This is a genomic window from Arenimonas sp. SCN 70-307 (assembly GCF_001724815.1).
Classification (GTDB): Bacteria; Pseudomonadota; Gammaproteobacteria; order Xanthomonadales; family Xanthomonadaceae; genus Arenimonas.
In genome coordinates this window covers 40,430-53,773 of sequence record NZ_MEDO01000019.1, presented here as the reverse complement: position 1 = coordinate 53,773, position 13,344 = coordinate 40,430, and the positions used below count along the sequence as shown (strand labels likewise).

Genomic DNA, 13,344 nt, shown 5'->3' with positions numbered 1-13,344 from the left:
ACCAACCCGCTTACCAGTGCACGCCGCGCATCAGCGCGGCGAAGGCCACCTGCTCGTTGGTCGGCTGCTCGTCCTTGAGCGCCTTGCGGTCGCCCTTGGCGGCGGCGGAGTCGGGGAACATCTCGAAGGCCGTGTTCATGATCACCTCGTAGGCCTTCGGCGCCAGCGCGTTGAGCGTGGCGGCGAAGATGCCCATGCGGGTGGCCACGCGGCTGGGCCGCTCGATGATGGCCTTGACCACCAGGTCGGCGGCCTCGTCGGGCGTGAGCGTGGGCACCGACTCGTACATCTTGGTCGGGGCGATCATCGGTGTCTTCACCAGCGGCATGTTGACGGTGGTGAAGGCGATGTTCTTGCCGCTGAATTCCGCCTGGGCGCAGCGGCTGAAGGCGTCGAGCGCGGCCTTGGAGGCCACGTAGGCCGAGAAGCGCGGCGAGCTGGCCAGCACGCCGATCGAGCTGATGTTGATGACGTGGCCCTTGCGGCGCTGGGTCATGGCCGGCAGGAAGCCCAGGATCAGGCGCAGGCAGCCGAAGTAGTTGAGCTGCATGGTGCGCTCGAAGTCGTGGAAGCGGTCGTAGCTGAGCTCGACCGAGCGGCGGATCGAGCGGCCGGCGTTGTTGACCAGGATGTCCACGGCCTTGTGCTCGGCCAGCACGGTCCTGACCAGCTCGTCGCAGCTGGACATGTCGGTCAGGTCGCAGGTGTAGGCCCAGCACTTGCCGCCGGCGGCGATGATCTCGTCGCGGGTGGCATAGAGCTCTTCCTGGCCGCGGGCGACGATGATGACCTTGGCGCCGGCCTCGGCCACCTTGATGGCGCTGGCCTTGCCGATGCCCGAGGAACCGCCGGTGATCAGCACCACCTTGCCGGCCACGTGGCCGCGCAGGGTGCGGTCGATGAACAGGTCCGGGTCGAGGTGGCGCTCCCAGTAGTCCCAGATGCGCCAGGCGTAGTCCTCGAGCCGCGGCAGCTCCACCTTGCTGCCCTTGAGGGCGCGCTCGGCGACGCGGGTGTCGAAGCGCGTCGGGTAGGTGATGAACGACAGCGTCTGCGGCGGCAGCTTGAGGTCGCGCAGGACCATGTTAGTGAAGCGCTTGATCGGCGGCAGGTTCAACGCCGCGCTGCGGACCGCGCCCGGCACCACGGCCAGCATGCGGGCGTCGAGGCGCATGGTCATCTCGGGCGCGTGGGCGGCGCGGCAGAAGGTGTTCATCAGCTCGCCAAAGCGCATCGGCTCGGGGTCGACCAGGTGGAAGCACTGGCCGTCCAGGCCCTTCTTGTGGGCGATGTGGTCCATGGCGTCGGCCACGAAGTCCACCGGCACCACGTTGATGCGCCCGCCCTCGATGCCCAGCGTGGGCACCCACTGCGGCAGCGCCTGGCGCATCTTCTTGATCAGGGTGAACAGGTAGTAGGGGCCGTCGATCTTGTCCATCTCGCCGGTCTTGGAGTGGCCGATGACCATCGAGGGGCGGTAGATGCGGAACGGCACCTTGCACTCCTTGCGCACGATGCCTTCCGACTCGTGCTTGGTGCGCAGGTAGGGATCCTTCAGGCCCTCGGCCTCGTCGAACATGTCCTCGCGGAACACGCCCGGGTAGAGGCCGGCGGCGGCGATCGAGCTGGTGTGGTGGAAGCAGCCGGCCTTGATCGCGCCGGCCAGCTCGATGGCGTTGCGGGTGCCGTCGATGTTGGCCACCTGCTGCGAGGCCGCGTCGGCCGAGAGGTCGTAGATGGCGGCCAGGTGGAAGAAGTGCTGCACCTTGCCCTGCAGCGCCTTGATCCTGGCCGCCGGCAGGCCGAGCCTGGGCTTGGACAGGTCGCCCGTGACGACCACGATGCGCTTGCGGTCCCAGCCCATCGACGCGGCGATGGCGTCGAGCTTCTTCTCGGAACCCTTGCGCAGCAGCACGTGGATGGTGCCCTTGCGCTTGAGCAGGTTGCTGACCAGGAAGCGCCCGATGAAACCCGTGGCGCCGGTGACGAAATAAGACATGACCTCTCCCCTGCCCGTGTCCGTGGCCCGGCCGGACGGCCGGTTACACGGCCTAAATTGCCAGAGCCCACCGCGCGCGGCAAACCCCGCGTTGACCGACCATGGGGGCCGTGATATCACCGGGGCCTGACCCGGGGGATGCAAGACGATGGCCGACCTGAAAGAACAGTTCCAGAAAGCCGCCAAGGACGTGATGGGCCTTGCCGAGCGGCCCGACAACGACACCATGCTCAGGCTCTACGCGCTCTACAAGCAGGGCTCCGAGGGCGACGCCAAGGGCCCCAAGCCCGGTTTCTTCGATTTCGTGGGCACCGCCAAGTACGAGGCCTGGGAAAAGCTCGCCGGCATGTCCAGCGAGCAGGCGATGAAGAAGTACGTCGACCTCGTGAAGACCCTGCGCGGCTGACCCGGCGTGGCCAGGCAGACCCGCCAGCGCATCCTCGATGCCTCGCTCGCCATGTTCAACGAACAGGGCGAGCCCAACGTCACGACCAACCATATCGCCGACGAGCTGGAAATCAGCCCGGGCAACCTCTATTACCACTTCCGCAACAAGGACGACATCATCGAGCAGCTGTTCGCGCGCTACGAAGAGCGCATGGACACGGCCCTGGTGGCGCCCGAGGGGCGGCTGCGGGACCTGGAGGACATCTGGCTGCAGCTGCACCTGGTGTTCGAGGCGATCTGGGACTACCGCTTCCTCTACCGCGACCTGGTGGACATCCTCAGCCGCAACCGCCGGCTGCGCCTGCGCTTCGCCCGCATCCTCAAGCGGGCGGCCGACAACGCCACCTCGGGCATGCGCGGCCTGGTCCAGGCCGGGGTGATGCGGGCCTCGGCCGCCGAGGTCGAGGCCACGGCCACCAACATCCTGGTCCTGGCCACCTTCTGGCTCAACTACGCCTCCGTCCGCGGCGACCGGGACGAGCACGAAGCCATCCGGGCCGGCATCGTGCAGGTGATGATGCTGCTCTCGCCCCTGCTCCGGGACGCCGAGCGCCTGCACCTGAACAACCTGACCCAGGCCTACCGGCAGTAAGGCAAGGGGTTGTATTGCAAGCTGTTTTGGACCCCGCTATAATCCCGCTTCTTTATTGCCCCAACCCTATCCAAGGAACTGCCATGAAAGTGCTCTCGTCCCTGAAGTCGGCGAAGACCCGCCATCGCGACTGCAAGGTCGTGCGCCGCCGCGGCAAGGTCTTCGTGATCTGCAAGTCCAACCCGCGTTTCAAGGCCCGCCAGCGCTAAGCCAGGCAGGCAGGTTGGACCCGAAGGCGCCGGCGAAAGCCGGCGTTTTCGTTTCCGCGCCCCGGCCGGCGCCCGATGGCGCCGCCGGGCCGCATTTGCGATTATCCTCGGCCCAACCGTCATCCCGACGAACCCGCGGAGGTGCACCATGAAGGCCCATCCCCTGTTCCTGGCCCTGGCGCTGTCCACCGGCCTGTTGCTGCAGGCCGCCCCGGCGTCTGCCGACACCCTGCTGGTCGAGCGTGTGCGCGCCGAATCCGGCAACCTGCCGGCCCGCGGCCAGTCCATGGCCCAGGTCGAGGCGCGTTTCGGCGCCCCCGAGCGCAAGCACGCCCCGGTGGCCGGCCCCGGCGACCGCAAGCACAACCCGCCGATCACCCGCTGGGACTACGCCGGCTTCTCGGTGTATTTCGAGCACAGCCACGTCATCGACGCCGTGCAGGCCAAGAGCCACCCGGCCGAGGTCGGCCCCAAGCCCGTCCAGTAGACCCTGATGCCTGCAAACCTACGCTTCCCGGCGGAATGGGAACCCCAGTCCGCCGTCCTGCTCGCTTGGCCGCACGAAGGCACCGACTGGGCCGACCGCCTGGCCCAGGTCGAGCAGACCTACGTGGCCCTGGTGGCCGCCATCACCCGCTTCCAGCCGGCCCTGGTCTGCGTGGCGGGCCCGGAACTGCGCGCCCGCGCCGCCGCCCAGCTCGGCTCGGCCGGCGTGGACCTCGGCCGCGTGCGCTTCTTCGAGGTCGAGTACGACGATACCTGGCTGCGTGACTCCGGCCCGATCACCCTGCGCGAGGGCGAAGGTTTCCGCCTGCTCGACTTCCACTTCACCGCCTGGGGCGGCAAGTTCGAGGCCGGGCTGGACGACCAGATCGTCGGCAAGCTGCACGCCGCCGGCCTGTTCCGCGCTGCCAGCCACCGCCGCGTGGACTTCGCGCTCGAGGGCGGCGGCATCGAGACCGACGGCGCCGGCACCCTGCTGAGCACCTGGCGCTGCCTGCACGAGCGCCACCCGGACCGCAGCCGCGAGGAAATCACCGCCCTGCTCGAGCGCGAGCTGGTGCAGTCGCGCACGCTCTGGCTCGAGCACGGCTACCTCGAGGGCGACGATACCGACGCCCATATCGACACCCTTGCGCGCCTCGCACCCGGCGACGCCATCGTCTTCCAGGCCTGCGACGACCCGTCCGACAGCCACTACCACGAGCTGACCGCCATGGCCGGCGAGATCGCCGCCCTGCGCACCGCCGACGGCCGCCCCTACCGTCTCTTCCCCCTGCCCTGGGCCCGCCCGGTGCTGGACGAAGGCCGGCGCCTGGCGGCGTCCTACGCCAATTTCCTGATCATCAACGGCGCCGTGCTGATGCCGGCCTATGGCGATCCGGCCGACGGCCGTGCCGCCGAGGTGCTGGCCGCTGCCTTCCCGGGCCGCGAGATCGTGCCGGTGAACTGCCGGCCGCTGATCTGGCAGAACGGCAGCCTGCACTGCGTCACCATGCAACTTCCCGAAGGCCTGCTGGCATGAACAACAAAACCCTGCGCGTCGCCCTGGTCCAGGACCGCGACCACGGCGACGTCGAGGCCAACCTGGCCAACATCGAACTGCGCGTGGCCGAGGCCGCCGCGGCCGGCGCGAAGCTGGTGCTGCTGCAGGAACTGCACAACGGCGCCTATTTCTGCCAGCACGAGTCCACCCACGAATTCGACCGCGCCGAGCCCATCCCCGGGCCGAGCACCGGGCGACTGGGCGCGCTGGCGAAAAAGCACGGCGTGGTGCTGGTGTCCTCGCTGTTCGAGCGCCGCGCCGCGGGCCTGTACCACAACACCGCGGTGGTGTTCGAAACCGACGGCTCCATCGCCGGCAAGTACCGCAAGATGCACATCCCCGACGACCCGGGCTTTTACGAGAAGTTCTACTTCACGCCGGGCGCGTGCTGGTGTGCTGGGACCAGTGGTATCCGGAAGCCGCGCGCCTGATGGCGCTGGCCGGCGCCGAGCTGCTGCTCTACCCCACCGCCATCGGCTGGGACCCGGACGACGTCCAGGACGAGAAGGACCGGCAGCGCGGCGCCTGGGTGCTCAGCCACCGCGGCCACGCGGTCGCCAACGGCCTGCCGGTGCTCAGCTGCAACCGCATCGGGCACGAGCCCTCGCCGCTCGGTGCCTCGGGCATCCGCTTCTGGGGCACCAGCCACGTGCTGGGCCCGCAGGGAGAATTCATCGCCGAGGCCGGCACCGATGAGCCGCAGGTGCTGGTGGCCGACGTGGACCTGGGCCGCAGCGAACACGTGCGCCGCATCTGGCCCTTCCTGCGCGACCGCCGCATCGACGCCTACGCCGACCTGCTCAAGCGGTACCGCGATTGAACGCCGCGGACGGCGCCGTCCCGGACGGCCTGCACGACCAGCCCTACGCCATCGTCGAACGCGAGGGCGTGCGCTACACCCTGCTCGGCACCGCGCACGTGTCGCAGGCCAGCGTCGAGGCGGTCGAGGCTGCGCTGGCCAGCGGCCGCTACGACACCATCGCGGTCGAGCTCGACGCCCAGCGCCATGTCGCGTTGACCGACCCCGACGCGCTCTCGCGCCTGGACCTGTTCCAGATCCTGCGCGAGGGCAAGACCGGCCTGGTGGCCGCCAACCTCGCGCTGTCCGCCTACCAGCGGCGCCTGGCCGAGCAGCTCAAGGTCGAGCCAGGCGCCGAACTCAAGGCCGCGGCCGTGGGCGCCACCGAGCGCGGGCTGCGCCTGGCGCTGGTGGACCGCGACGTGGGCATCACCCTGCGCCGGGCCTTCGGCGGCCTGGGTTTCTGGGGCCGCACCAAGCTCATCGCCGGTCTGGGCGCCAGCCTGCTGGCCGACGAGGAAGTCGAGGCCGGCGAGATCGAGAAGCTCAAGCAGGGCGACGTGCTCGAATCGAGCTTCGGCGAGTTCGCCGAGGGCAGCCCGCCGCTCTACCGCGCCGTGATCGCCGAGCGCGACCGCTACATGGCCGCGCGCCTGCGCCAGGTGGCTGCCGACGGCGGCCGCGAGGTGCTGGCGGTGGTCGGCGCGGGCCACCTCAAGGGCCTGGCCGAGCACCTGCGTGGCGACCAGGACGACCCGGCGGCCGCGCTGTCGGAGCTCGACGCGCTGCCGCGCAGCAGCAACATCCCGTGGTTCACGATCTTCCTGGCGGTGTTCCTGCTCGGCGGCTTCGCCTGGGGCTGGGTCCAGGGCGGCGCGGCCTTCGGCGGCGAGCTGGTGCTCCAGTGGGCGCTGATCACCGCCGTCGGCGGCGCGCTGGGCTGCCTGGCGGCCGGCGGCCACCCGCTGAGCATCCTGGCCGCGGCGATCTCCTCGCCCTTCACCCCGCTGCACCCGGCCCTGGCCTCGGGCACGGTCAGCGCCGCGGTCGAGGCCTGGGTGCGCAAGCCCACCTATGCGGACTTCCTGCGCCTGCGCGACGACACCGGCCACGTCACCGGCTGGTGGAAGAACCGCGTGGCCCGGGTGCTGGTGAACTTCTTCCTCACCAGCCTGGGCACCGCCGTCGCGGTGTGGATCGGCGGTGCCAACCTGGTCAGCAAGCTCACCTGACGGCCGGGGCGGCTCCCGCCAGCGGGGCCTTGGCCCGGGCCCTGGCGATGCGGGCGGAAACGCCCGCGGCCATGTCGTCGAGGATGGCGTAGATCGTCGGCAGGAACAGCAGGCTGACGAGGGTCGAGAACGCCAGGCCGCCGGCGATGGCGCGGGCCATCGGGTAGTACGGCGGGCCGCTGCCGGCCATCTGCGTGCTGCTCAGCGCGATCGGCACCATGCCCAGGATCGCCGTGCCCATGGTCATCAGGATCGGTCGCAGGCGGTCGCGGCTGCCCTGCACCAACGCCGTCGTGCGATCCAGGCCCTGTCGCCTGAGCGTGTTGATGTGCTCGACCATCACGATGCCGTTGTTCACCACCACGCCCATCAACACCAATATGCCGATCGAGGCCATGATCGTGAACACCGTCCCGGTGATCCAGAACAGCCAGAACACGCCGAAGATCGAGAACACGATCGAGCTCATGATCGCCGCCGGGAACAGCAGCGACTCGAACACCGCCGCCATCACCACGTAGATCATCAGCAGCGCGATCAGGGTGTTGAAGGCCATCTGCGCGCCGGCCTCGTCGTTGCGCCGGAACACGCCGTCGAAGCTCCAGGTGTAGCCCGCGGGCAGCTCGGTGGCCGACAGCACCTCCTCCATCGCCTTGCGGGCATCGGGCGCGGTGGCGCCCTCGGCCAGGTTGGCCTCGATGTTGAGGGTGGTGCGGCGGTTCTGGCGGAACACCTGCGTGGCCGCGGCCTGGGTGTTGACGTTCACCAGCGCCAGCAGCGGGATGGAGGTGCCATTGGGTGCGCGCAGGGTGAAGCCGGCCAGGTCCTCGAGGCCGAACTGCTCGGAGCCGTCGAAACGCACCCACACCGGCACCTCGGTCTCGCCGCGGCGGAACTCGCGCAGCGGCGTGCCGCGCAGGGCGGTGCCGACGTAGCGCGCCACTTCCTCGGCGCTGAAGCCGTAGGTCAGGGCCTTCTCGCGGTCGACGCTGATGGCCAGCTCGGCGTTCTCGTCGCCGGTATCCACGCGCACGTCGCGCAGGGCCTCCTTGCGGGTCGCCAGCTGAGGCACCAGCGCCTCGGCCAGCAGCTTGAGCTGGGCCGAGGAATCGCCGATCAGGGAGACCTGCACCTTGTCGCCGCCGCCCTGCCCGCCCTGGTTGCCGCCCTGCTCGAAGCCGACGGTGCCGCGGGCCGACTTGGGCATCTCGCGGCGGATCTGCTCCATCACCTCGAGCGGGTCGCGCAGGCCGCGGCCGTCGCTGCGCAGCGTGATCTTGGTGCCGGCCCAGCCCTGCTCGCTGTACCACGAGTAGATCTGCTCGATCTGCAGGGCCTCGCGGTTCTCGTCGAGGTAGCGCTCGACCCGGGCCACTTCCTCGGAGATCTGCGGCAGCGAATAGGCGCTGTTCCAGCGGTAGAACATGTCCAGCTCGCGGCCCGGCTCCTGGTAGAAGAAGTCGGTCTTGGTCTGGGTCATGGGCACGATGCTCACCGCCACGATCAGCAGGATGCCGCCCACGCTGGTCCAGCGGTGGCGCAAGGTCCACTCCAGGAAGCGCGCGTAGCCATCCTGCATGCGGGCGATCATGCCGGTGCGGGCGGTGGCCGCCGGCGGCGTCTTCATGCGCGCCGACAGCATCGGGATCAGGCTGATGGCCACCAGCCAGGAGGCCAGCAGCGAGACGGTGATCGTCACGGCGATCTGCACCATGAAGATCGAGATCTGGTTGGTCTCGCCGAACAGGTTGGGCACGAAGACGATGCAGTGGCTCAGCGTGCCGGCCGAAAGCGCGATGGCGACGTGGCGCGTGCCCACCACCGAGGCCCAGCGCGGGTTGCCCGGGTGCTTCTCGCGCTCCTGGTAGATGCTCTCGACCACCACGACGGCGTTGTCCACCAGCATGCCCACCGCCAGCAGCAGGCCCATCATGGTCAGCACGTTGAGCGTGACGCCCAGGAAGTGCATGAAGCCCAGGGTCATGATGAAGCAGATCGGGATGGCCAGGCTGACCATCAGCGTGGACGGCCAGTGGCGCAGGAAGAAGAACAACACCGCCACCGAGAGCACCAGGCCGATGATGCCGGCCTCGGTGAGCTCGAGCAGGGAGCTGGTGACGTTGTCGCCCTGGTCCTCGATCAGGATCATGCGCACGCCGCGCAGGTCCGGGTCGGTGCCGATGCGCTCGATCTCGGCCAGGGTGTTGCGCGCCACCTCGACCAGGTTGGCGTTGCGCTCCTTGAACACGTCGATGCCGACCGCCGGCCGGCCCTCGAGGCGGCGGCCGTAGTTCATCCGCTGCGGCTTGAGCCGCACGTCGGCCACGTCCGACAGGCGCAGGCCGTTGGCGCCGATGACCAGGTCGCGCAGCTCCTGCACGTCGCGCAGTTCGCCCACCGGCTGCACGCGCAGTCGGCGGCCGCCGTCGTCGATGTTGCCGGCCGAGACCGAGAAGTTGACCTGCTGCAGGGTGCGCGCCAGGTCGTTGAGGCTCAGGCCGTGCGCCGCGAGGCGGTTGGCCTGGATGGCGATCTCGACCTCGTTCGGGGTCGCGCCGGAAATCTCCACGCGGGCCACGCCCGGCAGGCGCTCGAGCTCGCGCTTGATCTTCAGGTCGATCAGGTCGTAGTCGTCGGTGAGGTCGCGCTCGCTGGCCAGGCGCACCCGCAGGATCGGGCTGTCGCTGGTGGAGAACTTCATCACCTGGTAGCGCTGGAAGTCGTCCGGCAGCTCGTCGCGGATGGCGTCGATGCGCTCGCGCGCCTCCGAAGCCAGCACCTCGACGTCGCGGTCCCAGTCGGTGAACTCGATCCAGACGCTGCCGCCGTCGGCGCGGCTCATCGAGTTGATGTTCTTGATGCCCTGCAGGGTGGACAGGGCCTCCTCCACCGGCCGCACCAGGCCGCGCTCGACCTCCTCGGGGGTCGAGCCCGGGTACGGCAGCTCGACCGCGATGAAGGGGGCGTTGAGGTCCGGGAACTGCTCCAGCGGCAGGCGGAAGGCGGCGATCAGGCCGATCACCACCATCGAGATGAAAAACATGATCACCGTCACCGGACGGCGCATGCTCAGCTCGGCGATGCTCATGCGCGCGCTCCTTCCGCCTCGCCCTCGCCCTCGTCGATCACGATGGGCCTGGCGCGTTCGACATAGCTCTCGTCGCTGCGGCGGTCCATCAGGTTGTAGACCACCGGGATCACCACCAGCGTCAGCAGCGTGGACACGGCCAGGCCGCCGATCACCGTGGCCGCCATCGGCGCGCGCACCTCGGCGCCCTCGCCCGTGGCCAGGGCCATGGGCAGGAAGCCCAGCAGCGCGGTCAGCGAGGTCATGGCGATCGGCCGCAGGCGCGAACTGGCGCCCTCGACCAGGGCCTGGTGCTTGGGCACGCCGGCCATGCGCAGCTGGTTGACCTTGTCGATCAGCAGGATGGCGTTCTTGACCACGATGCCCACCAGCAGGATCAGGCCGATGAACACCACCACCGACAGGCTCGAGCGGGTCACCAGCAGGGCCAGCACCGCGCCGACCATGGCCAGCGGGATGGTGAACATGATCACGAACGGATGCAGCAGCGACTCGAACTGCGAAGCCATCACCAGGTAGACCAGGAAGATGGCCAGGCCGAAGGCGAACACCAGCGAGGCCACCGACGCGGCGAGTTCCTCGCCCTGGCCGCCGATGCGCAGGCCGACGCCGCCCGACAGCGGATTGTCGGCCACCAGCTGCTGGACCTCGGCCACGGCCGAACCCAGGTCGCCGTAGGCCAGGCCCGCCGACACCACGGCCACGCGGCCCTGGTTGGCGTGGTGGATCTCGCCCGGGCCAGTGGTCTGGATGACCTCGGCCACGGAATCGAGCGTCACCGGCACGGCCGACTCGGGATTGACGATGAGCTTGCGGATGTCCTGCACCGAGGCGCGGTCGGCGGCCTGGGTACGCACCAGCACGTCGATCTTGCGGTCGAGGAAGCTGTAGCGCGTGGCCACTTCGCCGCGCACCTTGCGCACCACCTGGTCGGCGATCTGGCGCGTGGTCAGGCCCAGGGCCGCGGCGCGCTCCTGGTCGAAGCGGATCTGGATCTCCGGGTAGCCCTCGGCGACGGTGGACTTGATGTCCACGAAGCGGTCGGAGCCTTCCATCAGCTGCACCAGCTGGCGGCCCGCGGCCTCCAGCTCGGCCAGGTCGGCGCCGTGCAGTTCGATCTCCAGCGGCGTGGAGAAGCTGAAGATCTCCGGCCGGCCGAACTTCACCTCGGCGCCGGGGAAGCGGGTGGCCATGGTCTGGCGCAGGCTGGCGGTGGCGGCGGCCTCGGTGGCCGGCGTGTGGCCCTCGCCCAGCACCACGGTGAGCTTGCCGATGTGCTCGCCCGACTCGGTCGGGTTCGCGTCCAGGCGCGTGCCGCTGCCGCTGACGCCGTACAGGGCGCGCACGCCCGGCTCGTCGGCGTGCTGCTCCTGCACCGCGCGCAGCACGGCGTCGGTGTCGCGCAGCTGGGTGCCGGCGGGCAGCTTGACGGTCATTTCGAAGCGGTCCTGGGCCAGGGGCGGGATCATGTCCAGGCCCAGGGTCGGCACCATCGCCAGCGACACCGCGAAGGCGGCGGCGGCGAAGCCCAGCACGCGGCCCGGGCGGGCCAGCGCGGCCGGCAGCAGGCGGGCGTACCGGCGCTCGGCCCACTCGTAGGGCAGCATGACGTAGTGGCCCAGCCAGGACAGGCCGCGTCCCAGCGGCACGATGATTCCGCGGAAGACCGTGGTCACCAGCCAGGCAAGTCCGAACACCAGGCCGCCCGCGACCGCGCCCAGGCCGCGGCGGCCGGAGGCCACCGCGCGCAGCGCGGGGTTCTTCGGCTCCCAGCGCGGCGCGGGCGCCTCGGCCGGGAAGGCCAGCGGCGCCTTGGCCTTGAGCGAGGACAGCATCGGGATCAGGGTCAGCGAGACCACCAGCGACATCAGGATGGCGATCGAGATCGTCAGCGCCTGGTCCTTGAACAGCTGGCCGGCCACGCCCTCGACGAACACCAGCGGCAGGAACACCGCCACGTTGGTCAGCGTGGAAGCGACCACGGCCATGCTCACCTCGCGGGTGCCGGCCACGGCCGCCTCGACGATGCCCAGCCCGCGCTCGCGCGCCTTGGCGATCGATTCGAGCACCACGATCGAGTCGTCCACCACCAGGCCCGTGGCCAGCGCCAGGCCGCCGAGCGACATGACGTTCAGGCTCAGGCTCATCTGGTCCATGAAGAAGAAGGTGGCGATCAGCGAGATCGGCAGCGACAGCGAGATGACGAAGGTGGACCAGCCATCGCGCAGGAAGAAGAAAATCAGCAGGATGGCCAGGCCGCCGCCCAGCAGGGCGTCGTAGCGCACGTCGGCCAGGGCCTGGCGGATGAAGATGGCCTGGTCGTCGACCACGGTCAGCTCGACGCCGGCGGGCAGCTCCTTGCGGATGCGTTCGAGCGACTCGTGCACCGCGTCGGCCACGCTGACGGTGTTGGCGTCGCCTTCCTTGTAGATGGCCAGCTCCACGGCCTCCATGCCGCCGAGGCGGATGATCGACTCGCGTTCCTTGAAGCCCTGGGTGATGGTGGCGACGTCGCGCAGGCGCACGGCCTGGCCGCCGGCCGCGGCGTTGCCGCCGCCGCGGGCGGCGCTCTGCGCCGAGGCCGAGGCGGCCAGCGCCTCGGCCGAACCGGTGATGGCCGCCACGCGCGCGGCGGCCGCCGCGGCTTCCTGCGCGGCGCTGTCGCCGCCGCCGGTGCTGCGCGGGGTCACCAGCAGGTCGCGGATCTGGTCCACGTCGGCGAACTGGTTGATGGTGCGCACCAGGTAGCGCTGGCTGCCGTCCTCGATGCGGCCGCCTGAGATGTTCACGTTCTCGGCGCGCAGGCGGTCGATCACGGTGCCGATGCCCAGGTTCAGGCGCGCCAGCTTCTGCTGGTCGATCTCGACCTGGATCTCGTCCTCCAGGCCGCCGCCGGCCTTCACCGCGGCGACGCCCTCGACCGGCTCGAGCTGCTTCTTGAGCTCCTCGTCGGCGTAGCGGCGCAGCGCCACCAGCGCGGCGGCGTCCTCGGAGCGGCCGGCGTCGGCCAGCACGAGGCGCATCACCGGCTCGGTGGACGGGTTGAAGCGCAGCAGCACCGGGGCCTCGGCCTCCAGCGGCAGGCGCAGGGTCTCGAGCTTGTCGCGGACCTCGAGGCTGGCGCGGTCCATGTCGGTGCCCCAGGCGAACTCGAGCACCACGTCGCTCTGGCCCGTGCGCGAGACCGACTTGAGCTTGCGCAAGCCCTTGACCACGCCCACGGCCTCCTCGACCGGCTCGGTGATCAGCGTTTCGATTTCCGAGGGTGCGGCGCCGGTGTACTCGGTGCGCACGGTCAGGGTCGGGTAGCTCAGGTCCGGCAGCAGGTTCACCGGCAGGCCGAACAGCCCGATCAGGCCGAACAGCACCATCGTCGCCGTCGCCATCAGCACGGTGACGCGACGGCGTACGGAAAACTCGGCAAGGCTCATG

General features: G+C 69.8%; 9 protein-coding genes and 1 pseudogene. 7 read left to right on the top strand and 3 right to left on the bottom strand.

From position 1 onward, the window contains the following. Positions 1-10: 10 nt before the first annotated feature. Positions 11-1,999, bottom strand: coding sequence for an SDR family oxidoreductase (locus tag ABS41_RS10855; RefSeq protein ID WP_290594380.1), 1,989 nt, complete (start codon positions 1,997-1,999; stop codon positions 11-13). Positions 2,000-2,147: 148 nt separating this feature from the next. On the opposite strand from ABS41_RS10855, the gene ABS41_RS10850 reads away from it, so the two are divergent. The 7 genes and pseudogenes from ABS41_RS10850 (at position 2,148) to ABS41_RS10820 (ending at position 6,824) form a co-directional block, all read left to right on the top strand. Then, on the top strand, positions 2,148-2,405 hold the full coding sequence (locus tag ABS41_RS10850) for an acyl-CoA-binding protein (RefSeq protein ID WP_290594379.1): 258 nt from the start codon (positions 2,148-2,150) through the stop codon (positions 2,403-2,405). Positions 2,406-2,411: 6 nt separating this feature from the next. Further along, the gene (locus ABS41_RS10845; protein ID WP_290594377.1) at positions 2,412-3,038 is read left to right on the top strand and encodes a TetR/AcrR family transcriptional regulator; all 627 of its coding nucleotides are present in this window, start codon (positions 2,412-2,414) and stop codon (positions 3,036-3,038) included. Between the two features lie 83 nt (positions 3,039-3,121). Continuing rightward, positions 3,122-3,247, top strand: coding sequence for a type B 50S ribosomal protein L36 (ykgO, locus tag ABS41_RS10840; RefSeq protein ID WP_005913193.1), 126 nt, complete (start codon positions 3,122-3,124; stop codon positions 3,245-3,247). Positions 3,248-3,395: 148 nt separating this feature from the next. Continuing rightward, positions 3,396-3,734 (top strand): hypothetical protein, encoded by a 339-nt coding sequence (locus ABS41_RS10835; RefSeq protein WP_290593812.1) that lies wholly within the window; start codon positions 3,396-3,398, stop codon positions 3,732-3,734. A gap of 6 nt (positions 3,735-3,740) precedes the next feature. After that, a complete protein-coding gene (locus ABS41_RS10830; RefSeq protein WP_290593810.1) occupies positions 3,741-4,772 on the top strand; it encodes an agmatine deiminase family protein in 1,032 nt (343 codons plus the stop codon). Next, positions 4,769-5,613, top strand: a pseudogene (locus tag ABS41_RS10825) (carbon-nitrogen hydrolase). Before ABS41_RS10830 ends, ABS41_RS10825 begins: the two are co-directional and overlap by 4 nt. Continuing rightward, positions 5,610-6,824, top strand: a complete 1,215-nt coding sequence (locus tag ABS41_RS10820) for a TraB/GumN family protein (protein ID WP_290593808.1) — start codon at positions 5,610-5,612, stop codon at positions 6,822-6,824. The pseudogene ABS41_RS10825 and the gene ABS41_RS10820 overlap by 4 nt, the downstream one beginning before the upstream one ends. Here the strand turns inward: ABS41_RS10820 and ABS41_RS10815 are convergent. Both ABS41_RS10815 and ABS41_RS10810 read right to left on the bottom strand, forming a co-directional pair. Next, complete coding sequence (locus tag ABS41_RS10815; RefSeq protein ID WP_290593806.1) at positions 6,817-9,912, bottom strand: efflux RND transporter permease subunit; 3,096 nt, start codon at positions 9,910-9,912, stop codon at positions 6,817-6,819. The genes ABS41_RS10820 and ABS41_RS10815 overlap by 8 nt on opposite strands. After that, entirely contained in the window at positions 9,909-13,343 is a 3,435-nt protein-coding gene (locus ABS41_RS10810; protein WP_290593804.1) for an efflux RND transporter permease subunit, read from the bottom strand. The genes ABS41_RS10815 and ABS41_RS10810 overlap by 4 nt, the downstream gene beginning before the upstream one ends. Between the last annotated feature and the right edge of the window lies 1 nt (position 13,344).